23 protein-coding genes are annotated in these 21,625 nt (G+C 64.2%); 7 read left to right on the forward strand and 16 right to left on the reverse strand.

Annotated elements, in window-relative coordinates:
* Window positions 1-18 precede the first annotated feature (18 nt).
* The 11 genes from DEA8626_RS07190 to iscR form a co-directional block, all read right to left on the reverse strand.
* Window positions 19-1,239, reverse strand: coding sequence for a cysteine desulfurase (locus DEA8626_RS07190; RefSeq protein ID WP_108852325.1), 1,221 nt, complete (start codon window positions 1,237-1,239; stop codon window positions 19-21).
* A 1-nt stretch (window position 1,240) separates the two neighbouring features.
* Complete coding sequence (locus tag DEA8626_RS07195; protein ID WP_181366378.1) at window positions 1,241-1,840, reverse strand: YIP1 family protein; 600 nt, start codon at window positions 1,838-1,840, stop codon at window positions 1,241-1,243.
* Window positions 1,837-2,334 (reverse strand): YIP1 family protein, encoded by a 498-nt coding sequence (locus tag DEA8626_RS07200; protein WP_108852327.1) that lies wholly within the window; start codon window positions 2,332-2,334, stop codon window positions 1,837-1,839. The genes DEA8626_RS07195 and DEA8626_RS07200 overlap by 4 nt, the downstream gene beginning before the upstream one ends.
* Window positions 2,334-3,638 carry a SufB/SufD family protein gene (locus tag DEA8626_RS07205; RefSeq protein WP_108852328.1) on the reverse strand — a complete coding sequence of 435 codons (1,305 nt, stop codon included), beginning with the start codon at window positions 3,636-3,638 and terminating at the stop codon, window positions 2,334-2,336. Before DEA8626_RS07205 ends, DEA8626_RS07200 begins: the two co-directional genes overlap by 1 nt.
* Complete coding sequence (sufC, locus tag DEA8626_RS07210) at window positions 3,638-4,393, reverse strand: Fe-S cluster assembly ATPase SufC (RefSeq protein WP_108852329.1); 756 nt, start codon at window positions 4,391-4,393, stop codon at window positions 3,638-3,640. Before sufC ends, DEA8626_RS07205 begins: the two co-directional genes overlap by 1 nt.
* 75 nt (window positions 4,394-4,468) lie before the next feature.
* On the reverse strand, window positions 4,469-4,996 hold the full coding sequence (locus DEA8626_RS07215) for a hypothetical protein (protein ID WP_108852330.1): 528 nt from the start codon (window positions 4,994-4,996) through the stop codon (window positions 4,469-4,471).
* Between the two features lie 162 nt (window positions 4,997-5,158).
* A complete protein-coding gene (locus DEA8626_RS07220; protein WP_108852331.1) occupies window positions 5,159-5,467 on the reverse strand; it encodes a heavy metal-binding domain-containing protein in 309 nt (102 codons plus the stop codon).
* Window positions 5,468-5,478: 11 nt separating this feature from the next.
* Window positions 5,479-5,799 (reverse strand): hypothetical protein, encoded by a 321-nt coding sequence (locus DEA8626_RS07225; RefSeq protein ID WP_108852332.1) that lies wholly within the window; start codon window positions 5,797-5,799, stop codon window positions 5,479-5,481.
* Window positions 5,799-7,334, reverse strand: coding sequence for a Fe-S cluster assembly protein SufB (gene sufB / locus DEA8626_RS07230; RefSeq protein ID WP_108853359.1), 1,536 nt, complete (start codon window positions 7,332-7,334; stop codon window positions 5,799-5,801). The genes DEA8626_RS07225 and sufB overlap by 1 nt, the downstream gene beginning before the upstream one ends.
* Before the next feature lie 41 nt (window positions 7,335-7,375).
* Window positions 7,376-8,446 (reverse strand): cysteine desulfurase family protein, encoded by a 1,071-nt coding sequence (locus DEA8626_RS07235; protein ID WP_108852333.1) that lies wholly within the window; start codon window positions 8,444-8,446, stop codon window positions 7,376-7,378.
* A gap of 111 nt (window positions 8,447-8,557) precedes the next feature.
* Complete coding sequence (gene iscR / locus DEA8626_RS07240; RefSeq protein ID WP_108852334.1) at window positions 8,558-9,025, reverse strand: Fe-S cluster assembly transcriptional regulator IscR; 468 nt, start codon at window positions 9,023-9,025, stop codon at window positions 8,558-8,560.
* Between the two features lie 177 nt (window positions 9,026-9,202).
* Here iscR and DEA8626_RS07245 point away from each other — a divergent pair, with 177 nt between their 5' ends.
* Both DEA8626_RS07245 and DEA8626_RS07250 read left to right on the forward strand, forming a co-directional pair.
* Window positions 9,203-9,862 carry an alpha/beta hydrolase gene (locus DEA8626_RS07245; protein ID WP_108852335.1) on the forward strand — a complete coding sequence of 220 codons (660 nt, stop codon included), beginning with the start codon at window positions 9,203-9,205 and terminating at the stop codon, window positions 9,860-9,862.
* A gap of 4 nt (window positions 9,863-9,866) precedes the next feature.
* The gene (locus tag DEA8626_RS07250) at window positions 9,867-10,106 is read left to right on the forward strand and encodes a hypothetical protein (protein WP_108852336.1); all 240 of its coding nucleotides are present in this window, start codon (window positions 9,867-9,869) and stop codon (window positions 10,104-10,106) included.
* Between the two features lie 26 nt (window positions 10,107-10,132).
* Here DEA8626_RS07250 and DEA8626_RS07255 read toward each other — a convergent pair whose 3' ends face one another.
* Entirely contained in the window at window positions 10,133-10,819 is a 687-nt protein-coding gene (locus DEA8626_RS07255) for a hypothetical protein (RefSeq protein ID WP_108852337.1), read from the reverse strand.
* A gap of 129 nt (window positions 10,820-10,948) precedes the next feature.
* Here DEA8626_RS07255 and DEA8626_RS07260 point away from each other — a divergent pair, with 129 nt between their 5' ends.
* On the forward strand, window positions 10,949-12,157 hold the full coding sequence (locus tag DEA8626_RS07260; protein WP_108852338.1) for an NADP-dependent isocitrate dehydrogenase: 1,209 nt from the start codon (window positions 10,949-10,951) through the stop codon (window positions 12,155-12,157).
* A gap of 168 nt (window positions 12,158-12,325) precedes the next feature.
* Here DEA8626_RS07260 and DEA8626_RS07265 read toward each other — a convergent pair whose 3' ends face one another.
* The gene (locus DEA8626_RS07265; protein WP_108852339.1) at window positions 12,326-13,312 is read right to left on the reverse strand and encodes a serine hydrolase domain-containing protein; all 987 of its coding nucleotides are present in this window, start codon (window positions 13,310-13,312) and stop codon (window positions 12,326-12,328) included.
* 145 nt (window positions 13,313-13,457) lie between these two features.
* Here DEA8626_RS07265 and DEA8626_RS07270 point away from each other — a divergent pair, with 145 nt between their 5' ends.
* The 3 genes from DEA8626_RS07270 to DEA8626_RS07280 all read left to right on the forward strand — a co-directional run bounded on the left by DEA8626_RS07270 (window position 13,458) and on the right by DEA8626_RS07280 (window position 17,203).
* Window positions 13,458-13,796 (forward strand): DMT family transporter, encoded by a 339-nt coding sequence (locus DEA8626_RS07270; RefSeq protein WP_281261486.1) that lies wholly within the window; start codon window positions 13,458-13,460, stop codon window positions 13,794-13,796.
* A 68-nt stretch (window positions 13,797-13,864) separates the two neighbouring features.
* Window positions 13,865-15,682, forward strand: coding sequence for a translational GTPase TypA (gene typA, locus DEA8626_RS07275; protein ID WP_108852340.1), 1,818 nt, complete (start codon window positions 13,865-13,867; stop codon window positions 15,680-15,682).
* A 306-nt stretch (window positions 15,683-15,988) separates the two neighbouring features.
* A complete protein-coding gene (locus tag DEA8626_RS07280; protein ID WP_146188845.1) occupies window positions 15,989-17,203 on the forward strand; it encodes an RICIN domain-containing protein in 1,215 nt (404 codons plus the stop codon).
* Between the two features lie 21 nt (window positions 17,204-17,224).
* Here DEA8626_RS07280 and DEA8626_RS07285 read toward each other — a convergent pair whose 3' ends face one another.
* The 3 genes from DEA8626_RS07285 to DEA8626_RS07290 form a co-directional block, all read right to left on the reverse strand.
* A complete protein-coding gene (locus tag DEA8626_RS07285; protein ID WP_108852342.1) occupies window positions 17,225-17,650 on the reverse strand; it encodes an OsmC family protein in 426 nt (141 codons plus the stop codon).
* Window positions 17,651-17,703: 53 nt separating this feature from the next.
* Window positions 17,704-17,832, reverse strand: a complete 129-nt coding sequence (locus DEA8626_RS21575) for a hypothetical protein (RefSeq protein ID WP_281261487.1) — start codon at window positions 17,830-17,832, stop codon at window positions 17,704-17,706.
* A 370-nt stretch (window positions 17,833-18,202) separates the two neighbouring features.
* Window positions 18,203-18,484 (reverse strand): usg protein, encoded by a 282-nt coding sequence (locus DEA8626_RS07290; protein ID WP_108852343.1) that lies wholly within the window; start codon window positions 18,482-18,484, stop codon window positions 18,203-18,205.
* A gap of 199 nt (window positions 18,485-18,683) precedes the next feature.
* Between DEA8626_RS07290 and gyrA the strand changes: the two genes are divergently transcribed.
* Window positions 18,684-21,404: a DNA gyrase subunit A gene (gene gyrA, locus DEA8626_RS07295; protein ID WP_181366379.1), complete on the forward strand. Its 2,721-nt coding sequence runs from the start codon at window positions 18,684-18,686 to the stop codon at window positions 21,402-21,404.
* The last annotated feature ends 221 nt before the right edge of the window (window positions 21,405-21,625 follow it).

Here is a 21,625-nt window from a genome sequence, read left to right on the forward strand (position 1 = left end):
TTCCACCGGGTCAACGCGCTACGCGAAGAGTTCGCGGCACAATTCCAGCGCCTCGACGAGCGCGTCGACTTCGGCCTTGGTGTTGTAGAGGCCAAAGGACGCTCGGCAGGTCGCGGTGACGCCGAAGAACTCCAGAAGCGGCATCGCGCAGTGGGTACCCGCGCGGACCGCGACCCCCTTCTTGTCGAGCACTGTCGAGATGTCGTGGGCATGCGCGGGGCCTTCCAGCGTGAACGAGAATATTGCCCCCTTGCCGACCGCGGTGCCTTGAAGGTTCAGCCAGTTCAGCCCTTTGAACCGGCCGGACGCATAGTCTCTGAGCCCCGCCTCGTGGGCGGCGATGTTCTCCATCCCGAGCCCCATGAGATATTCCAGCGCCACGCCCATTCCGATCTGCTGGACGATGCCGGGCGTGCCCGCCTCGAACTTCATAGGCGGGTCGTTATAGGTCACGGCGTCGCGGTAGACGTCGCGGATCATATCGCCGCCGCCGAGGAAGGGGCGCATCTCCGCCATCCGCTCCTTCGCGATCCAGATAGCTCCCGAGCCCGACGGGCCATAGAGCTTGTGCCCGGTGATCGCGTAGAAGTCGCAGCCGATATCGGGAATCGAGATCTTGCTGTGCACCGCGCCCTGAGAGCCGTCGACGAGGACCGGGACACCTCTTTCCTTCGCTCCCCGGCAAATCGCCGCTACATCGACCATGGTGCCGGTGACGTTCGACATCTGCGTGACGGCGACGAGTTTCGTCCGGGGTCCGATCGCGGCGATCACCTTCTCCGGGTCGAGGGCGCCATCGGGATCGGGTTCCACCCATTTCAGGATCACACCCTGCCGCTCGCGCAGGAAGTGCCAGGGAACGATGTTTGCGTGATGCTCCAGAACGCTCAGCACGATTTCATCGCCCGCCTCCATCCGTGGAGCCGCCCAACCGTACGAGACGAGGTTGATCCCCTCGGTGGTGCCCGTCGTGAAGACGACCTCTTCGGGATCGGGCGCGTTCAGGAACCGCGCGACGATGCCTCGCACGGCCTCGTACTTCTCGGTCGCGACGGTCGACAGGTAGTGAAGCCCGCGATGGACGTTGGCGTATTCCATCTCGTAGGCATGAGTCATCGCGTCGATCACCACGCGCGGCTTCTGGGCTGACGCGCCGTTGTCGAGATAGACGAGCGGCTTGCCGTTCACCTCGCGTGAAAGAATCGGGAAGTCGGTGCGGACCGTTTGGACGTCGTACATATCAGACAGCCTCCACCGGCGGGGAAACCCCGAGCAGCATGAGCAGGACGGCAAGGGCGACGACAAGCGTGACGAATCCGACGAGCAGCCCGAAGAAAACGAGCGGCAGGTTGGTGAAGTCGTGCAGCGCGGCGGTGAAGTGAACGAGGAACCAGAGAAACACGCCGATCGCCGCGAAAGCGATGAGTGCGCCGAGCGGCGGCAGGATCAAGAGCGCAAAGAACTGAACTGCCTGCAGCAGCGTCAGCATCACCTGCAGCCATACGACCAGCAAAAGCGCGTCGGCGAAGCGACCGGTGCCGCCGAAAATACGACCGCCGCCCGCGATCCCCGCGGCCATGACGACCATCGACCCCGCCTGGAGCGGTATGCCGAGCCAGGGATGGGCCAGCATCGCAAAGAACTGCGGTTCGGTCCCGGTGGGCATCGTGAGAATTGCGACCCGGGTGATCAGGAGCGCGAGGATCGTGACCAGGAATAGCCCGATCCAGCGTGCCTCCATCGGTGGGTCGAGGGCGATCAGCCGCCGGGCCGCGCCTTGCGGGTTGCGGATCGTCTGCCGGACGAGGTCTGCGAACAGGGGGCTGAGTCCGGCCGTCATCGTGTTTCTCCCCATTCGGCGGCGGCGAGGCCCGAGAGCCAGAACCACAGGAAAGCGGCAAGCGCGAGGCTCCCGGTCGCGGTCAGGGCCGGACCCGCGCCGGTAAGTCCCGCGACGAGCCCGCGCAGCAGCATGAGTGGCGTGACCGCCAGGAAGGCCCAGAAAAGCGCGAGCCGCGCGGCATAGAAGCTGCCCTGCCCGCCAAGGATGCGCGCCGCGATGTGGCTGAGGGCGGCGACAAGGTAGAAGGCCGGCAGAAGCGCGAAGACTCCGAGGAAGGCGGCCACCATCCGCTGGGTGAAGGGCACGGGACTGTCCGGCCCGGCCAGCACGTCGGCGCGCGACAGGGCCGGCCACTGCGCGATGTAGACCACGATCAACGCCGCGATGAGATAGGCGAGCGGCCGCGCCTCGTGGGCCTCGGCGGCAAGTAGCCGCCTGAGCACATGCCTTGGCCGCCGATAAGTGGCGACGATATCGTCGGTGACCGCCATCAGCCCTTCCTGCGCTGAACCCAGCCTTCCAGCCGCGAAACGATCTCGGCCGCGATCGCCTCATCCTCGATTTCCTCGATCGCATCGGCGAGGAACGACAGGATTAGAAGCGCCGTCGCATCCTCCTTGGCGATCCCGCGAGAGCGCAGGTAGAACAGGGCCGTCTCGTCGATCGCACCGGTCGTGGAGCCGTGCGAACATTTCACGTCGTCGGCATAGATCTCCAGTTCCGGCTTGGCCAGAAACTGGCTGTCCTCGTCGAGAAGCAGCGACTGGCTGATCTGGTAGCCGTCGGTCTTCTGGGCGTCCGGTCTAACGAGGATCTTGCCCTGGAAAACGCCGGTCGCGCCGTTCTTCAGGACCTTCTTGAAGACCTGCCGGCTTTCGCAGTCCACCGCGTCATGGGTGACGAAGACCGTGTCGTCATGATGGAACTTGCCGTAGCTGCCATCGCCAAGCGCGACGCCCGCGACGTGGGCGACGGCGTTGTCGCCAGCGATCTCGATCACGCATTCGTTGCGCGTCAACTGACCGTTCACGGTTGCGGTGAAGGACTTGAAGAGAGCGGCATCGCCGACGCGCGCGAATGTGTGTGTCACCGCGCGGCGTTCGTGGTCGCGCCCCTGCGTCCGGACGTGGTGAAAGCGCCCGCCATCAGCGATATCGACCTCGAGTACGTTGTTAAGCCGTGCCGCCGCCGGGCCGCTTTCCAGCAGCGTCAGCTCCGCCCCGGCCTCGACTTTCACGCAGTGATGCAGGACCGCATCCGAACTGTCAGAGGCATGGCGGTAGATCAGGTGGACCGGCTTGGCGGCCTTGCCCGACGCCCGGATCAGGACTCCATCCGTTGCCGCGGCGGTGTTCAACGCGGCAAGCGGCCGGACGACCGGAGACTGGCCCCGCGCCTCGAGCATGCCGTAAAGCTCCTGCGCCCAGTGGATGTCCGCCCTGCCCGCTTCGGACAGAAGCGCAATCTCCACGCCGGCGAGCGATGCGTCGTCCGAGGCGGTCGCATCGAATACGCCGTCGACGAAGACGAGTTTCAAGCAGTCGATCGCGCCGAAGACGGGCGGTTCATCGCTCTCGAACACCGCCGCATTCGGCGCCTCCGCCGTGATGAGTGACGTCGGGTCGGTCCATTTCCAGTATTCGTCGCGCCGCGTCGGGAGCCCCATCTCTTCGAGCCGAGCGCGCGCGCGCGACCGTGCCTGAGCCGTGAAGCCACCCACCGGCAGGTTGAGGGCGTCCAGAAGTGCCTCGGTCGCCGCCGCGCGCCGTGGGTCCTTTTTTGCAGGTGCTGCCATCAGGCCATCTCCGCCAGGATGTCGGCGTAGCCGTTTTTCTCGACCTCCAGGGCAAGCTCCGGCCCGCCGGATTTTACGATCCGGCCATCGACCATGATATGGACCACATCCGGCGTGATGTGGTCGAGCAGCCGCTGGTAATGCGTGATGACGAGAAAGGCCCGGCCCTTGTCGCGCAGCGCGTTGACGCCCTCGGCCACGAGCTTCATCGCATCGACGTCGAGACCGGAATCGGTTTCGTCCAGCACGCACATGCGCGGCTCCAGCACCGCCATCTGCAGGATCTCGTTGCGCTTCTTCTCGCCGCCCGAAAAGCCCACGTTCACGGGCCGCTTCAGCATCTCGGCGTCGATGTGCAGGGTCTTGGCCTTCTCGCGCACGAGCTTGAGAAACTCGCCCGCGCCGATCTCCTCCTCGCCGCGCGCCTTGCGCTGCGCGTTGAGCGCGGTCCTGAGGAACGTCATGTTGCCCACCCCCGGGATTTCGACCGGGTACTGGAAGGCGAGGAACAGTCCAGCGGCCGCGCGCTCCTCCGGGTCCATTTCCAGAAGGTCCTCGTCGTCTAGCGTCGCGTCGCCGGCGGTCACCTCGTAGCCGTCACGGCCGGACAGGACGTAGGACAAGGTGGACTTGCCCGACCCGTTCGGCCCCATGATCGCATGGACCGAACCGGCCTCGACCTTCAGGTCGACGCCCTTGAGGATCGCCTTGTCTTCTTCTTCAAGTTTGACATGCAGGTTCTTGATTTCGAGCATTTTGCCTCTCTCAAATGCAATCTGCGGCCGGCGAGCGCAAAGCCCGGGCCGCGTTGTCACGGAATGGGATGAAGGTCAGCCGGCGGGTGTGATCCGGTAGTCTTGGCCCTTTTCGGCCATGAGCGCGGTGTATTCCGCCGAGAAGAATTGTGACCAGACTTCGGGAGCGTTCGAGGCCACGGCTGCTTCGCCGTAATGCATCACGACGCAGCCGACGAGAAGCGCGGGAAACCGCGAGCGCGTGGACAGATGGAAGATTACCAGCAGTATTGCGGCGAGCACGAAGGCGAACAGCACCATGCCGCGCGCGCCCAGATCGTAGAAGGCGTCCGGCAGGCCCTCCAGCTTCGACATGTGGAAGTAGGCCAGCCGACCGATCAGTACCGAGCTCATGCCGCAGAGGAAGGCAATCAGCACCATCACCTTTTCGAAGAGCGTGCGCTTGGGGCGCTGCTGCTTTCTCTGGTGTTTTGTGCCGAAGGCGCGTTCGTACCGCTTCTGTGTGCTGTGCCCGATCACGTCGACATGTTCGTACTGCTTGCCCGACTCGATACGCTTGATGCGTTCGGTGAATGCAGATTTCTGATTGACCAGTGCGGCCATGTTCAAGCCCCGATTCCTTCCACTCCGGGCAGCAATTTGTCGGCAGTTTGCGGCGGAATTCGGATCGGAAAAGAGGGCTTTCCGCGACGGAAACGCCCTGTTTCCGCCGCAATGAGGGCTCTGGCGCGCGGCCTGGAGCTATTGCACCTCTGTCGTGTCTCATCAGATCGTCACAGCCGTGCCCGACGCCGATACCATCAGCATGTTGTTGATCACCTCGTAGTCGAGATCGACCCCCACGATGGCGTTCGCGCCCATCGCTTCGGCCCGTTCGCGCATCTCGGTGAGCGCCGTCTCGCGCGCACGGCCAAGCTCCTGCTCGTAGGCCGCCGAACGGCCGCCCACGATGTCGCGGATTCCGGCGAAAAGATCGCGGAATATGTTGGCGCCCAGGATTGCCTCGCCGGTGACGATGCCGTGGTACCGGCTGATCTGGCGTCCCTCGACCGAGGGCGTTGTCGTCACGATCATCGCGGGATTCCTCACACCTCGTTCAGGATCATTGCGCCGACCACACGCCGGACGAAGGGCGCCATGCCCGTGGGCCCAGAGGCCCGGTCCTTGAGATGAATCGTCACATCGGGCCGGATTGCCGCGATGACACCGATCAGATCGCCCCGGATATTGTCGTCCAGCCCCGCCCCCATGATCACGCAAGCGATCTTCGGCTCGGATTCGAGCTGGCGCACGACTTCGCCGTGATCATGCGCGCCGAGCCAGCGAATCTGCAGATCCTCGAGCTCGTCGGCGAGATGGCCGACGATGCCTGGAAGCTTGCCGATGAGAAGGACGACCGGTTTCATCACCCCACACTCCCTTCGAGCGAGATCGCCACGAGGCTTTGCGCCTCCATCGCGAACTCCATCGGCAGCGCCTGCAACACCTCACGGCAGAAGCCGTTGACGACGAGCGCGACCGCCTCCTCCTCGTCCATGCCGCGCGAGCGGCAGTAGAAGAGCTGGTCGTCGTCGACCTTAGAGGTCGTGGCCTCATGCTCGACCCGGGACGAATTGTTCTTCACCTCGATGTACGGCACCGTATGCGCCCCGCACGTGTCGCCGATAAGCAGCGAGTCGCACTGGGTGTAGTTGCGGCTGTTCTTCGCCTTTGGGTGCATCGACACCAGGCCGCGATACGTGTTCTGCGCCCTCCCGGCGGAAATCCCTTTGGAAACAATGCGCGAGCGGGTGTTCTTGCCAAGGTGGTGCATCTTGGTCCCGGTATCGGCCTGCTGGAAATTGTTGGCGATGGCGATCGAGTAGAACTCGCCCTGGCTGTCGTCGCCCCTGAGGATACAGGAGGGATACTTCCAGGTGATCGCCGAACCGGTCTCGACCTGCGTCCACATGACCTTCGCCCGGTCGCCGCGGCAATCGGCGCGCTTGGTGACGAAGTTGTAGATGCCGCCCTTGCCTTCCTCGTCGCCGGGGAACCAGTTCTGAACGGTCGAATACTTCACCTCGGCGTCTTCCAGAATGACGATCTCCACCACGGCCGCATGCAACTGCGCTACGTCGCGCTTCGGCGCCGTGCAGCCTTCCAGGTAGCTGACGTACGATCCCTTGTCGGCGATGATCAGCGTCCGCTCGAACTGGCCCGTATTCTCCGCGTTGATGCGGAAATAGGTGGACAACTCCATCGGGCAGCGTGTGTTCGGCGGGATATAGACGAATGACCCGTCCGAGAAGACCGCCGAATTCAGCGTCGCGAAGAAATTGTCCGACTGCGGCACGACCGAACCCAGATACTTCTTCACCAGTTCGGGATGCTCCCGGATCGCCTCGGAGATCGAGCAAAAGATCACGCCCGCCTTTGCAAGTTCGTCCTTGAACGTCGTTCCGAGCGACACCGAGTCGAAAACCGCATCCACCGCCACCCGGCGCGCATCCGCCGGGGCCTCGTCCGCACCCTCGACGCCCGCCAGGATCATCTGTTCTTTCAACGGGATGCCGAGCTTTTCGTAAGTCGCCAGAAGCTTCGGATCGACCTCGTCGAGCGACTTCGGCTTCTCGGTCATGCTCTTCGGCTTGGCGTAGTAGTACTGCGACTGGTAATCGATCGGCGGATAATGAACCATCGCCCAGTTGGGCTCCTCCATCTGCTGCCAGCGGCGGAAGGCATGAAGCCGCCACTCGGTCATCCACTCCGGTTCGCCGTTCTTCTCCGAGATCAGGCGGACGATGTCCTCGGTCACGCCCTTGGGCGCGAATTCCATCTCGATCTCGGTTTCCCAGCCATACTTGTAGGCGCCCATGTTCTGAACGGTCTCGACCGTCTCGCGGTCGACGCCTTCACGGACGTCCACATCGGCAACGGCCTGGTCGCTTTCCGGCGTCATCGTCTTTTCATCCGTTTTTTCCATTGCTTGCATTCGCCTCCTCAGGCGGCTCTGGCGCGGAACCGCGCCTCCGCTTCGATCCACGCGGATGCGAAGCCGTCAATTTCCTCTTGCCGCGTCGTCGGTCCCAGCGACACCCGGATCGCCGAACCGGCCGCGGCATCGTCATATCCCATCGCGCTCAGCACGCGGCTCGTGCGGACCTTGCCCGACGAACAGGCCGACCCGGCCGAGACGGCGAACCCCGCGAGGTCCATCTGCATGACCTGCGTCTCGCCCTTCCAGCCCCGTGTCAAGAGGCAGGACGTGTTGGGCAGGCGCGGCGCGCCCCGCCCGACAAAGATCGTTTCGGGCGCCGCCGCCGCGATCCGCGCCTCGAGCCCGTCTCGCAATTCGGCGACACCGGCCCAGACGCCGGCGTCGAGATCGCGGAGCGCAGCCTCTGCCGCCGCGCCAAAGCCCGCGATGCCCGCCACGTTCTCTGTGCCCGAGCGACGACCCTTCTCCTGTCCCCCGCCGGTCTGGAGCGGTGCGATGTCGAGCCCGTCGCGCACGATCAGCGCGCCCACGCCTTTCGGCCCGCCCAGCTTGTGGGCCGATACGATGGCGAGATCCGCGCCGCTCCAGGAAAACGCGAACGGAATGCGGCCTGCGGCCTGCGCGACGTCCAGCAGAAGCCAGTCCGCGCGCCGCGCCCCGAACGGATAGCCATCCTCGGCCTTTCCGGGCGGTTCGGCGATCACTCCGGTCTCGCCATTGGCGAGCCCCCAGGCGAGCGTATGACCGCCTTCGGCCGCGCCACCCATCCTGACATGCGCCATCAGGCAGTCATGCGCGGTGTCCTGGACATAGACGTCATGTCCCTCGGGTACCATCTCAAGCATTCCCGCAGCTTCCGTCGCGCCCGAGGTGAAGACCACCTCGCCCGGCCGGCAGCCCAGAAGGGCGGCGACCTGATCCCGTGCCCGCTCGACGATCGCGCGCGCCGCCCGCCCCTCGGCATGGACCGAGGACGGGTTGCCCACCGCATCCATCGCGGCGACGACGGCGGCCCGCGCCTCCGGCCTCAGGGGCGCGGTAGCATTCCAGTCGAGATAGACCCGCTCCGTCACGCGCGCACCCTCACTTTCTGTCCTGAAATACTCCCGCCGGAGGCGCTCCGAGCCGGAGCCGCTAGGCGGAGGCGAGACGAAAGGCGTGGCGCGGAACGCGCCGCAATCGGATTACACATGTTCTTCGTCCACCACCTGGAACAGCGCCGGCACCGCCGGACAGGGCTTCAGCTCGTTGTTGATCACATCCGACAGCCGCGTCTGATGCAGAAACACATAGACATGCGCCGAGAGCCCCTCCCACAGCCGGTTGGTCATCGACTGGGCGCGGCTGCCAGAAACGCCGCCGGTTGCGCCCGCGCCGGTGTGAAGCGCGTTCACCGTCTCCTCCACGGCCTCCAGCACCTCGCTTACCCGGATGTCGGCGGCCCTCCGCGCCAGCCGGTATCCGCCGCCGGGCCCCCGCACCGATTCCACCAGCCCGCCGCGACGGAGTTTCACGAAGAGCTGCTCGAGATAGGGCAGCGAGATGTCCTGGCGCTCGGAAATCTCGGCAAGCGTCGTCAGCCCATCCGCGCCCGCGGTCGCGAGATCGGCCAGCGCCACCATGGCATATCGTCCCTTCGTCGAGAGTTTCATGGGCCTTAACCCCGCAAAGACATTGACGCCGGGCGGCAGGCTGCTTAATTCCTTGCCACCCGGTCACCGGCCCACGCCGGTATTTAGAACAATTCTAGGGTGCCCGAGTAAAATCGTCAAGAATGGCTTTGCCACAATTGACGCGACCGGGTCCCCCCGCGAGAGAGTAGACAGGCGATGCCCGAAGTTATCTTTGCCGGCCCTGAAGGCCGGCTCGAAGGCCGCTACCATCCCCAGAAGCAGCCCGACGCACCGATCGCGATCATCCTGCATCCGCATCCGCAGTTCGGCGGCACAATGAACAACCGTGTCGTGCACCGGCTGCACTACGCGTTCCACGAACTCGGATTTACGGTCCTGCGCTTCAACTTCCGCGGCGTCGGGCGCAGCCAGGGCGAATACGACCAGGGCGTAGGTGAGTTGTCCGACGCGGCCTCCGCGCTCGACTATCTCCAGGCGATGAATCCGAACTCCAAGCATTGCTGGGTCGCGGGTTTTTCCTTCGGTGCGTGGATCGGGATGCAGCTACTCATGCGCCGGCCCGAGATCACCGGCTTCATAAGCGTGTCGCCGCCCGCCAACATGTACGACTTCTCCTTCCTCGCGCCCTGCCCCTCCTCGGGCCTAATCATCAACGGCACCGCCGACCGCGTGGCGCCGCCCAAGGACACGGCCTCGCTCGTCGCGAAGCTTCGCGAGCAGAAGGGCATCACGATCACGCACGAAGAGGTCGAGGGCGCGGGCCACTTCTTCGAGAACGAGGAGGACCAGATGGCCCCCATGATCACGACCGTGCAGGAATACGTTCGCCGCCGCCTCGGCGAACAGACGCGCTAGAGCCATGCCCACGACCGAAGAGCTCGGGATCGCGCTTGCCGCAGACGTGCTGAAAGCCGTCGATGAGACAGGTGACGAGGCGCTTGTCACCGACATCAACAAGATCATCGAAGCCTCGTCGTCGGCACTGCAGGAGGCGTTCATGGCCGCGGTCCGCGCACAGCGCGCCGAGGCCAAGGCGCGCCAGCTTCTGAACACGCGCATCGCCAGAGCCAAGGCGGCGGCCAAGGCCGCTCAGGGCTGAGCGAGCGGCGCGGCTCCGGCAGACCGTCAGGGCAGCGACCGCCCGCGTCTTAGAAGCCTGACAGCGTCGACGGGCGTGCGCCCCTGGGCGAGCCAGGCCAGCACCGCGCAGGCCGAGGCCTTGTAGACCGGCCCCGCGCCCTGCCCGTTCTGTTTGGAAAGCGCGGTGAACGCCGCCCGCGTCGGCGGCAGCTTCCAATTGGCGTAGGCTCTGCATTCGCTCCGACGCGCCGGATAGCCGACGGAGCCGGAGATCACCGTTGCCATGCCTTCGTCGAACCAGTTCGGCAGAGCGTTCTTGCGGCGCCCCGCGAAGCCCTCGGCACGATGCAGCTCGGCATGGACGCGTTCGTGGACATAGGTCTTTGCATCCGCCACGGCCCTCGACGAGACCGTGATGACGAGCCCGCCCAGCGTCATCGCCCGCGTCGTCATGCCGTTGCGCTTGTCGCAGGTGGGCGTCACACAGACCTGCCAGACCGGCGCTGCGCCGAGCCGCCCGAACGTCAGACCCACCGCCTGCTCGGCAGCCGCGATGCGCCTTCGAATGGCTGCCAGGTCGTTCTGGCTGGCGGCGCTGTCGACCCAGAGGTCGCGCCTGACCGGCACCATCCCGATCGGCAGTCCGGGCAAGCCGATGCCCTGCGCAGCGGCCGGCTCCGGGATGGCCGGGGGCAAAAGCACAAGCGCGCAGAGAAGGGGCCATGGTCGCATGTCCGCATCCTATCCAAAGTCCGGACGGATGTAAGCGGGTCGGTATTGTATACTGTCGCATACTATCTTTCCCCGCCCCCGGAATTCCGCTATGACGCCGCCAACGAGTCACCCGGAACGGAGAGGACAATGTCGAAGATCAAGGTAGCCAACCCTATTGTCGAGCTGGACGGCGACGAGATGACCCGGATCATCTGGGACTTCATCAAGAAGAAGCTCATTCTGCCCTATCTCGACGTTGACCTGAAATACTACGACCTCGGGATCGAGGAGCGCGACCGCACGAACGACCAGATCACCATCGACGCGGCCAACGCGATCAAGAAACACGGCGTCGGTGTGAAATGCGCGACGATCACGCCGGACGAACAGCGCGTCGAGGAGTTCGGATTGAAGCAGATGTGGCGGTCGCCGAACGGCACGATCCGCAACATCCTCGGCGGCGTGATCTTCCGCCAGCCGATCATCTGCCAGAACGTACCCCGCCTCGTGCCCGGCTGGACCCAGCCCATCGTCGTCGGCCGTCACGCCTTCGGCGATCAGTACCGCGCCACCGACTTCCTGTTCCCCGGCAAGGGGAAGCTGACGATCAAGTTCACCGGCGAGGATGGCAAGGTCATTGAGAAAGAGGTCTTCGACGCCCCCGGCGCCGGTGTCACTATGGCGATGTACAATCTCGACGCCTCGATCATCGACTTCGCCCGCGCCTCGATGAACTACGGCCTGAACCTTGGCTGGCCGGTCTACCTTTCGACCAAGAACACGATCCTCAAGGCCTATGACGGCCGCTTCAAGGACCTCTTCCAGAAGGTCTACGAGGAGGAGTTCGAAGCCGAGTTCAAGAAGAAGGGCATCACCTATGAGCACCGCCTGATCGACGACATGGTCGCCTCGGCGCTGAAGTGGTCGGGCGGCTATGTCTGGGCCTGCAAGAACTACGACGGCGACGTGCAGTCCGACACCGTGGCGCAGGGCTTCGGCTCCTTGGGCCTCATGACCTCGGTGCTGATGACGCCCGACGGCAAGACAGTCGAGGCCGAGGCCGCCCACGGCACCGTCACCCGCCACTACCGCCAGCACCAGGCTGGCAAGGAGACGTCCACGAACTCCATCGCCTCGATCTACGCCTGGACCGGCGGCCTGAAGCACCGCGCCAAGCTCGACGGCAATGCGGAACTCGCGAAATTCGCCGAGACTCTGGAAAAGGTCACCGTGCAGGCGGTGGAGGACGGCTTCATGACCAAGGACCTCGCGCTGCTCGTCGGTCCGGACCAGAAATGGCTGACGACGATGGGCTTCCTCGAAAAGATCGACGAATATCTCAACAAGGCGGCGTGACCGTCAAAGCGAAGGGCCGGAGCGATCCGGCCCTTCGTCATTGCTGCGGCCAAAGGGGATATCGGTGTGGAATGACCACGGCGCGGGCTCGTAACGGGCGCAAGTGGCATTGCACCATCGTGTTGCGCCCTCGATACCCGACACGGCAAGCCTGAGATTCTCCGTGCCTCACGCCATGGCCAGAACCGGTCCGTCGAGCAATCGCATCAGGTCGCCGAAATACCCGCCCGACCGCGCCGGTTCGGTCGGATCCGAGGTGATCGTGACCGCGAGGCCCCGCGCGGCATGCGCCGCGATGATCTGACCGCCGTAGCCGCGCGCCAGCGCGTAGCCCGAGCGCGACAGAAACCAGCCGTATCCATAGCGCAAGCCGGAAAACGGTGACCGTGCGCGCGGCACGAGCGAGGCGCGGATCCACGAATCCGGGATCACCGCCCGCCCGTCGAACCGCCCGCCGTCGCGCAGCATCACCGCGAGCTTCAGCATCGCGGCCGGGCTTAACGCCATCTCGTTACCGCCCATGTAATAGCCTCGCGGATCGCGCGTCCAGGGCGGGATGTCGAACCCCATGGGATCGCCCAGTCGTTCGCGCGCCTGCGTCAAGAGGCTCTGCCCCGAGGCCACGGCGAGCGCCGCGCCCAGCAGATGGCTCGAGCCGGTGGAATAGAGCATCCGGCCGCCAGGCTGGGCGACCATTGGCCGGGTCAGCACATAGGCGATCCAGTCGCGGGAACTGACCCAGGCGCCGTAGTTCGACCCCGAGGTCCGCTCGAGCCCCGCACGGAGCGTCACGAGGTCTTCCATCGTGATGTCGGCAACACCTTCCGTCGCATCCGCCGGGATGAGCGCAGGCGCGACCGTGCCGAGACGCGTCGTCACGTCGGTGATCTCGGTGCGCTCGATAGCCGCGCCGAGCAAGAGGGCGACGATGCTTTTCGCGCAGGACTTGATGTTCGCCGCTCGATTCAGCCCAGGCCCGCGCGGCGCTTCGGCAATGACCAGATCGTCGCCGCGCCGCACCTGGATCGAATGCAGCTGCGACAAAGACTCGGCAACTTCCATGACTCCAACCGCGGGCTGGGCTGAAGCGGACGAAACGAACGGTGCGGCAAGGCTGCCGGAGAGACAGGCGGAAAAGGCGCGGCGCGTGAACATGCCCGCATCATGAGCCCCGATCGCGCGGGTTCCAAGACCGGCCGGATCACATCCGCGCGCGGACGCAAAGCATCTGGCCCCGCTCCGGCTCCACCGATTGCGTCCGGTGTTCGGCACGTCTAGAGCGGAGCAAAGGAGTCGCGCCATGCCCATGCACTACGTCTACCTATTCTTCGCGGTCGCCGCCGAAACCATTGGCACGACCGCGCTTCAGGCCAGCCAGCAGTTCACCCGCCTTGGCCCCTCGATCCTTGTGGTCATCGCCTACGGCGTTGCCTTCTTCCTGCTCGGTCTCGCGCTCAAATACATACCCGTCGGCATCGCCTACGCGATCTGGTCTGGGCTCGGCATCGTGCTCATCGCGCTGATCGGCTTCGCCGTCTTCGGCCAGCGGCTCGACCTGCCCGCGCTCCTGGGTCTCGCGCTCATCCTCGGCGGCATCCTCATCATCCACCTCTTCTCGGGCTCGGCGACCCACGGTTGAACCAATCGGGGCTGGCCTTTGGGCGGATTGCGCGGTAAGGGCCGCGCAACCCGAGTAAAGGCAGACCAATGGACCTTCGCAACATCGCGATCATCGCGCATGTCGACCACGGCAAGACGACCCTGGTGGACGAGCTCCTCAAGCAGTCCGGCGCGTTCCGGGAGAACCAGCAGGTCTCCGAACGTGCGATGGATTCGAACGACATCGAGCGTGAGCGCGGGATCACGATCCTCGCCAAGGCGACCTCGGTAGAATGGCAGGGCACGCGGATCAACATCGTCGACACGCCCGGCCACGCCGATTTCGGCGGCGAGGTGGAGCGCATCCTGAGCATGGTCGACGGCGTCGTGCTATTGGTCGATGCCGCCGAAGGCCCCATGCCGCAGACGAAGTTCGTGACCTCGAAGGCGCTCGCCCTCGGCCTCAGGCCTATCGTCGTCCTCAACAAGGTCGACAAGCCCGATGCCGAGCCCGACCGGGCGCTCAACGAGGTCTTCGACCTCTTCGCCAATCTCGGTGCGGACGACGACCAGCTCGACTTTCCGCACCTTTATGCCTCCGGCCGCGCGGGCTGGGCGGATGCGGAACTGGACGGGCCGCGCAAGGACCTTGCGGCGCTCTTCGACCTGATCGTCCGCCACGTGCCCGCCCCGCGCCAGATCGCGGACGCGGAAAAGCCGTTCCGGATGCTCGCAACGACGCTCTCCGCCGACCCCTTCATAGGCCGCATTCTCACCGGCCGCGTCGAAAGCGGGCGGCTGAGGGTCGGCGACCAGGTCAAGGCGCTGTCGCGCAAGGGCGAGCGGATTGAGCAGTTCCGCGCGACAAAGATCCTCGCCTTCCGCGGCCTCGCCCAGCAGCCCATCGACGAAGCGCAGGCGGGCGACATCGTCACCGTCGCGGGGATGTCGAAGGCTACCGTCGCGGACACGCTCTGCGATCCGGCTATCGACGTGCCGCTGCCCGCCCAGCCGATCGACCCGCCGACGATCTCGGTCACCTTCGGCATCAACGACTCGCCGCTCGCCGGCCGCGACGGCACCAAGGTGCAAAGCCGCGTCATCCGCGAGCGGCTTATGAAGGAGGCCGAGTCGAACGTCGCCATCAAGATCGAGGACACGCCGGGCGGCGAGGCCTTCGTCGTCTCGGGCCGGGGCGAGTTGCAGATGGGCGTCCTGATCGAGAACATGCGCCGCGAGGGGTTCGAGCTTTCGATCTCCCGCCCGCGCGTCATTTTCCGCGAGGAGAACAGTCAGCGGCTGGAACCCATCGAAGAGGTCATCGTCGATGTCGACGACGAGTTCTCGGGCACCGTCATCGAGAAGCTGACCGGCCAGCGCAAGGGCGACCTCGTCGAGATGAAGCCTGCCGGAGCCGGCAAGACCAGGCTCATCGCCCACGTCCCCTCGCGCGGGCTCATCGGCTATCACGGCCAGTTCCTGACCGACACCCGCGGCACCGGCGTCCTCAACCGCGTCTTCCACGGCTGGGCGCCGCACAAGGGCCCGATCGAGGGGCGGCATGTCGGCGTTCTGATCTCAATGGAGAACGGCGTCAGCGTCGCCTACGCGCTCTGGAACCTCGAAGATCGCGGCAAGCTCTTCATCGGCGCGCAGGAGCAGGTCTACGAGGGCATGATCATCGGCGAACATTCCCGTGACAACGACCTAGAGGTGAACCCCCTGAAGGGCAAGAAACTGACCAACGTCCGCGCCTCGGGCACCGACGAGGCGGTCCGCCTGACCCCGCCCGTTCGGATGAGCCTCGAAGAGGCCATCGCCTACGTTCAGGACGATGAACTGGTCGAGGTCACGCCGAAGATCGTGCGGCTGAGGAAGCGCTTCCTCGACCCGCACGAGCGGAAGCGGCAGGCCCGGGCGGGGTGAAATCTCAGGCGTGAGTTTTAGCTCAGGCAATTAAAATCGTGTGGGTTTGGGTTTTGCATTAGTTTGAACTTAACCGTTTCGCGCGGTGATGCTGACCCGTTTGGTGTGCGTTCATGCGCTTGCCGGGGTGTGCCGGCAACCCCTAGACCAAATTTTTCTCATTTGGTGGCGGCGAGTTCAATGCCTACGGAACCGGAGGCGGCGCTACAGAATTCACGTACATTGTGTTACATTTATCAACACACCGTCGACCAATCAGCATCAGTTCCAAGCTGTTATTTACGCACTTATCTGCTGGAGAAAGCCATGATGCGTTTTATCATCCCCGTTCTCGTCACACATCTGAGCGCCACTTCCGGTTTCGCTCAAGTAACCGCTGATCAGACTCCTCGCTCGATTACAGACAACATCTCAAAGGGCTGCGAGTTTCGAATACAGATCAAGCGAAGTGAAGAATACGTGTCAGTGGGGTCGAACGGCAACGTACTTCGATGGTCACACTGGCCGGACGGCGATCCAAATTCAAACACTCAAAGATGGGTTCTTCACGCGGAGGATTCCGGGTATCGCATCGTCACTGTCTCCAACGGAGAATATATGGGCGTCGGCACCAACGGGAACATCGTCCGTTGGTCGAGGGACGACACGACGCAGATCTTTCAGTTTGTCGACCCCGATGGCGATTGGGTAAGCCTCGTTGAACCAACCAAAGGCGAGCGGGTCGCCGTCGGCTCCGACGGCAATGTACTGCGGTGGGGTCCGACGGCAGGCGACGAACAGAAGTTCAAGTTTGTTCCGGTTGAAGGCACCTGCAAGATACCGCCCGAACCAACGCAACGAACCGACGCGGAGATTGCGCCGCCGCCGGGACTGACGTCGGCTCAGCCCCCCGCCGTCCAGAAAACACAATCGGAACTGATCAGCACTGAATTCTTGCCCGCAGCGCTTGTAGACGACCCGTCCTATCAGAACCTCGTTCTGCAAAACCGAGACGTGCCGTTTTACCGGCTGGAACGGCGGCGCTATTGGGAACTGCCTAACGACGCCTATACACATATTCGCGCGAATTCAACAATCGCCAAGGTCCGCTCGGTCTCGACGAGTTTCGAAAAGAGTCGTTTCGACGAACAGACGTCGACCATCGCATTCCGTGCCGGATACTCGGGAACGATTCAAGGCAAGGCGGCAGTTCCCAACGTGGGCGAGGTGTCGGCCTCTCACACGTTGAGTGCGTCTTTTGAGAAGACCGATCAAACGCGTAAAGGATCGTCGGAAAAATCCGCCGGTTCGGAAAGCGATACAATAACGGTGAGCTTTCCGAATGCGCTGCAAGAAGACACGCTTTGGGTAACCTGGCGGCTCGTCGATGAATATACGCTCTATCGCGGCCCCGAGTCAGACGAAGTCGTCTGGTCAAAGCCAGTTACGGTCCCATCGCGGGTGTTTTTCGACGCATTTCCGAGGGGCGATTCCGCGGTTCAACAGGCGCTGACCGACGAAAACGCGAAGGCGGCGAACTGACGTCGCGCCCAGCAAGCAGTTTCACGGTCTGGGCCCCACCTCCACCACCTCGAACCCGTGCGTCAGCTCGGCCGTCTTCGCCATCATCGCCGAGGCCGAGCAGTATTTCTCGACCGACAGGTTGATCGCCCGCTCGACCTTCTTCGGATCGAGCCCCCTGCCCTTGACGATGAAATGCATGTGGATGCGGGTGAAGACCTTGGGGTCGGTCTCGGCCCGGTCGGCGTCGAGCTCGACCGCGCAGTCCTCCACCGACTGCCTGCCCTTTTCGAGGATCGAAACGACGTCATAGGCCGAACAGCCCCCAGTCCCGATCAGCACGAGCTCCATCGGGCTCGGCCCCGGTTTCGGCTTGTCGCCATGTGCGGTGCCGAAGGCGATCTTGTGGCCGGCTTCGATCTCACCCACGAAGGTGCGGTCCTCGGCCCATTTGACACGCGCTTTCATCTTGCCTCCCGCTCTCGAATCCGCGCGCATCATGCGGCGACGGCGCGGCGGGTTCAATGGCGGTGGACTAGGGCGAAAAGCTCGACGAGAGCGGGTCCCAGAACGATAAGTGCCGCCGACCAGAGGACCACGTAACCGAAGGGCGCCATGTCGAACGGATCGAACAGGGGCCAGACAAGCACCGTGGCCGCGCCGACGACGTTGATGGTGAGCGCTCGGGCGAGACCGATACCCCGCCACTGTCCCGCAGCTCGGACAAGAGCGCGATGCCGATCCCGAGGAGCACCGGGACCAGAACCGAGACATAGAAGTGACCGTCGGTCGGCGGCAGGCCGACGACCCGGGTCGCCGGTCCGGGCAGCGCCAGCAGGCAGAAGCCGAGGACGAGGTTGATGACCGCATTGACGGCGAGAGGGGTTCTCCGGCACCGGTCAATCATGTCCGAGTCGCACCCCTGTCGGGTGTGTGCGGCAAGCTTTCGTCCCGACAGATGTCGGGACGGAAAACCGACAGGGGCCGTACGGCTACTGTACGCCTGCGGTACGGTCGACTTCAGTGCAGCCGGAACTCGCCCACGACATTCCGCCATTCGCCGGGGGCGATCAGTTTTCGGTGACAGAAGCGGACCGAGTGCAAGGGCCCCTCGATTTCCTCCTGCCAGAATTCGATGAATCTGAAGAGTTCGGGATAGTCCGGCGCCAGGTCGTATTCCTGCCAGATGAAGCTGTTCAGGACGTGCCTGTAATCCGGCATCCGGTAGTAAAGTTCTGCCGTCGTGAGCCCGTAGCCCTTCAGCATAAGCTCCGTTTCGGCCTGCTCTCCGCTTGCGCGCATGGCTGCCTCCGTCAGTGCCTTCCGACATCCATGATACGCGAGTCGCGGTTAACGACAATGAAAACAATGTGTTATCATTTTGTTATCAGGAATGCCGATGAGGATGGCCGGCATTGCACCCCATGTATGGCATGGAGTATAGTCACGCCCAACAACATCTAGCCCTTTCGCGGGGCCAATGACCAGAGGGCGAGCATCCTTGACCGACACCCCGGAAATCCCTGATAACGAAGGCGAATTGCCTCCGCGCCCAGCCTATGACGGGCCCACGGTCGACATCGCGGAGGAGATGAAGACCGCCTATCTCGACTACGCGATGAGCGTGATCGTCAGCCGGGCGATCCCCGACCTGCGCGACGGGCTGAAGCCGGTTCACCGGCGCATTCTCTACGCGATGCACGAAACCGGGAACGGGCACGACAAGCCCTACCGCAAGTCGGCCCGCCCGGTGGGCGACGTGATGGGGAAATATCACCCGCATGGCGATGCGGCGATCTATGACGCGCTCGTCCGGATGGCGCAGGACTTCTCGATGTCGCTGCCCTTGCTCGACGGCCAGGGCAACTTCGGCTCGATGGACGGCGACAACGCCGCGGCCATGCGCTACACCGAGGTTCGGATGGACAAGCCGGCGGCCGCCCTGCTGGCGGACATCGAGAAGGACACAGTCAACTTCCAGGACAACTACGACGGCAAGGACAAGGAGCCGACGGTCCTGCCGGCGCGCTTCCCCAACATGCTCGTCAACGGCGCAGGCGGGATCGCGGTCGGCATGGCCACGAACATCCCGCCGCATAACCTGGGCGAAGTGATCGACGGGACGCTCGCGCTGATCGAGAACCCGGACCTCTCGACGGAAGCGCTGATGGAGATCATCCCGGCGCCGGATTTTCCGACGGGTGGCATCATTCTTGGCCGGTCGGGCGCGCGAAAAGCGTATCTGGAAGGGCGCGGCTCGGTCATCATCCGCTCGAAGACCCGCGTCGAGGAGATCCGCAAGGACCGCTACGCGATCGTGCTGGATGAAATCCCTTACCAGGTGAACAAGGCCACGATGATCGAGAAGATCGCCGAGATGGCGCGCGAGAAGCGAATAGAGGGCATCGCGCATGTCCAGGACGAAAGCGACCGCGTCGGCGTGCGCGTCGTCGTCGAGCTGAAGCGCGACGCGACGCCCGAAGTGGTGCTGAACCAGCTGTTCCGGTTCACGCCGATGCAGACCTCGTTCGGCTGCAACATGCTTGCCTTGAACGGCGGGCGGCCAGAGACACTGACCTTGCGAGATTTCCTTGCCCACTTCATCACCTTCCGCGAGGAGGTCGTCGCCCGGCGCACGGCGTTCGAGCTCCGCAAGGCGCGGGAGCGCAGCCATATTCTCTGCGGCCTCGCCGTGGCGGTGTCGAACGTCGATGAGGTGGTGCAGACCATCCGGTCGTCGGCTGACCCAGCCGAGGCGCGCGAGAGGTTGATGACGCGGCGCTGGCCGGCTTCGGACATCGCCGACTACATCAAGCTGATCGACGACCCGACCCACACGATAAACGAGGACGGGAGCTACAATCTCTCCGAGACCCAGGCCCGCGCGATCCTCGACCTGCGACTGCAGCGCCTGACTGCGATCGGCGTGAAGGAGGTCACGGATGAGCTGCAGGAGCTCGCCGGCAAGATCCGCGACTACCTCGACATCCTCGGGAGCCGAGAGCGGATCATGGCGATCATCTCGGACGAGCTGAAAGAAGTGAAGGAGCAGTTTGCCGTCCAGCGGCGCACCGAGATCGTCGACTGGGCCGGCGATATGGACGACGAGGATCTGATCGAGCGCGAGGACATGGTCGTGACGATCACGTCGGGCGGCTACATCAAACGCACGCCGCTCGCCGACTTCCGCGCGCAGCGCAGGGGCGGCAAGGGGCTTTCGGGCATGGCCACGAAAGAGGACGACGTCGTCACGACGCTCTTCGTCGCCAACACACATACCCAGCTTCTGTTCTTCACGACGGACGGGATTGTCTACAAGCTGAAGACCTGGCGATTGCCCTTGGGCGGACGCACGGCCAAGGGCAAGGCAATCGTCAACATCCTGCCGATCCCGACCGGAGTGTCGATCGCCGCGATCATGCCGGTCGACGCACCCGAGGAGGAGTGGGAGAGCCTTCAGATCTTCTTCGCGACTTCGGCCGGCGACGTGCGCCGCAACGCGCTTTCGGATTTCACCAACGTGAAGTCCAACGGCAAGATCGCGATGAAGCTGCCCGAGGGCGTGAGCCTCGTGAACGCGCGCATCTGCGACGAGAGCGACGACGTCATGCTCGTGACCGCGATGGGCCGCGCGATCCGCTTCCCGACAACAGAGGTGCGCGTCTTCAAGGGACGCGATTCCACCGGAGTCCGGGGCATCCGCCTTGCGACGAAGGATCACGTCGTGTCGATGTCGGTCATCCGACACTTCGCGGCGACGCCCGAGGAGCGCGCGGCCTATCTCAAGCAGCGCCGCCTGATGGCGGGCGCGATCGACGAGGAGGTCGAGGCCGATGAGGACGAGGAGGCGGTGGCCGAGGGTCAGCTTTCGACCGAACGCTACGCCGAGATGTCGGCGGCCGAGGATCTGATCCTGACGATCTCGGCCAAGGGCGCGGGCAAGATCTCTTCCTCGCATGATTACCCGGTGCGCGGGCGAGGCGGTCAGGGCGTGATGGCCATGGACAAAGCAATGCGCGGCGGCCCGCTCGTGGCATCGTTCCCGGTCGAGCCGGACGATCAGATCATGCTGGCGACCTCCACCGGCCAGTCGATCCGCTGCCCGGTCGAAGGGATCAGCTTCCGCTCGCGTTCGGCGGGCGGCGTGAAAGTCTTCGATACCGGCCGCGGCGAAGAAGTCGTGTCGGTGGCGCGGATCGCGGAACAGGGCGAGGAGGAGTAGCGCAGGGCGCAGCCATTGTGCCCGGGCTTTACCTCCATACCGCCGTTGGGCGGGCGAGATCGTTGCGCTGGCCCGGAACCACGGAACCGGAGCCTCTGGCGGCGAATCGTTCGTCGCTGCCCGGCCCCAATTTGAATCGTCCCAGTTTTACAACCGTGGCGAGAAAGTTCGCTTATCGCAACAATGCTGCTGTCAGAACCATATTGACCCGTATTTGGCAA

The organism is Defluviimonas aquaemixtae (assembly GCF_900302475.1).
GTDB lineage: Bacteria > Pseudomonadota > Alphaproteobacteria > Rhodobacterales > Rhodobacteraceae > Albidovulum > Albidovulum aquaemixtae.

Bases quoted from the DNA above. Each gene is read 5' to 3' on its own strand.
- DEA8626_RS07190 (WP_108852325.1), bottom strand. From the start codon at position 1,239: ATGTACGACGTCCAAACGGTCCGCACCGACTTCCCGATTCTTTCACGC.
- DEA8626_RS07195 (WP_181366378.1), bottom strand. From the start codon at position 1,840: ATGACGGCCGGACTCAGCCCCCTGTTCGCAGACCTCGTCCGGCAGACG.
- DEA8626_RS07200 (WP_108852327.1), bottom strand. From the start codon at position 2,334: ATGGCGGTCACCGACGATATCGTCGCCACTTATCGGCGGCCAAGGCAT.
- DEA8626_RS07205 (WP_108852328.1), bottom strand. From the start codon at position 3,638: ATGGCAGCACCTGCAAAAAAGGACCCACGGCGCGCGGCGGCGACCGAG.
- sufC (WP_108852329.1), bottom strand. From the start codon at position 4,393: ATGCTCGAAATCAAGAACCTGCATGTCAAACTTGAAGAAGAAGACAAG.
- DEA8626_RS07215 (WP_108852330.1), bottom strand. From the start codon at position 4,996: ATGGCCGCACTGGTCAATCAGAAATCTGCATTCACCGAACGCATCAAG.
- DEA8626_RS07220 (WP_108852331.1), bottom strand. From the start codon at position 5,467: ATGATCGTGACGACAACGCCCTCGGTCGAGGGACGCCAGATCAGCCGG.
- DEA8626_RS07225 (WP_108852332.1), bottom strand. From the start codon at position 5,799: ATGAAACCGGTCGTCCTTCTCATCGGCAAGCTTCCAGGCATCGTCGGC.
- sufB (WP_108853359.1), bottom strand. From the start codon at position 7,334: ATGACGCCGGAAAGCGACCAGGCCGTTGCCGATGTGGACGTCCGTGAA.
- iscR (WP_108852334.1), bottom strand. From the start codon at position 9,025: ATGAAACTCTCGACGAAGGGACGATATGCCATGGTGGCGCTGGCCGAT.
- DEA8626_RS07245 (WP_108852335.1), top strand. From the start codon at position 9,203: ATGCCCGAAGTTATCTTTGCCGGCCCTGAAGGCCGGCTCGAAGGCCGC.
- DEA8626_RS07250 (WP_108852336.1), top strand. From the start codon at position 9,867: ATGCCCACGACCGAAGAGCTCGGGATCGCGCTTGCCGCAGACGTGCTG.
- DEA8626_RS07255 (WP_108852337.1), bottom strand. From the start codon at position 10,819: ATGCGACCATGGCCCCTTCTCTGCGCGCTTGTGCTTTTGCCCCCGGCC.
- DEA8626_RS07260 (WP_108852338.1), top strand. From the start codon at position 10,949: ATGTCGAAGATCAAGGTAGCCAACCCTATTGTCGAGCTGGACGGCGAC.
- DEA8626_RS07265 (WP_108852339.1), bottom strand. From the start codon at position 13,312: ATGTTCACGCGCCGCGCCTTTTCCGCCTGTCTCTCCGGCAGCCTTGCC.
- DEA8626_RS07270 (WP_281261486.1), top strand. From the start codon at position 13,458: ATGCCCATGCACTACGTCTACCTATTCTTCGCGGTCGCCGCCGAAACC.
- typA (WP_108852340.1), top strand. From the start codon at position 13,865: ATGGACCTTCGCAACATCGCGATCATCGCGCATGTCGACCACGGCAAG.
- DEA8626_RS07280 (WP_146188845.1), top strand. From the start codon at position 15,989: ATGATGCGTTTTATCATCCCCGTTCTCGTCACACATCTGAGCGCCACT.
- DEA8626_RS07285 (WP_108852342.1), bottom strand. From the start codon at position 17,650: ATGAAAGCGCGTGTCAAATGGGCCGAGGACCGCACCTTCGTGGGTGAG.
- DEA8626_RS07290 (WP_108852343.1), bottom strand. From the start codon at position 18,484: ATGCGCGCAAGCGGAGAGCAGGCCGAAACGGAGCTTATGCTGAAGGGC.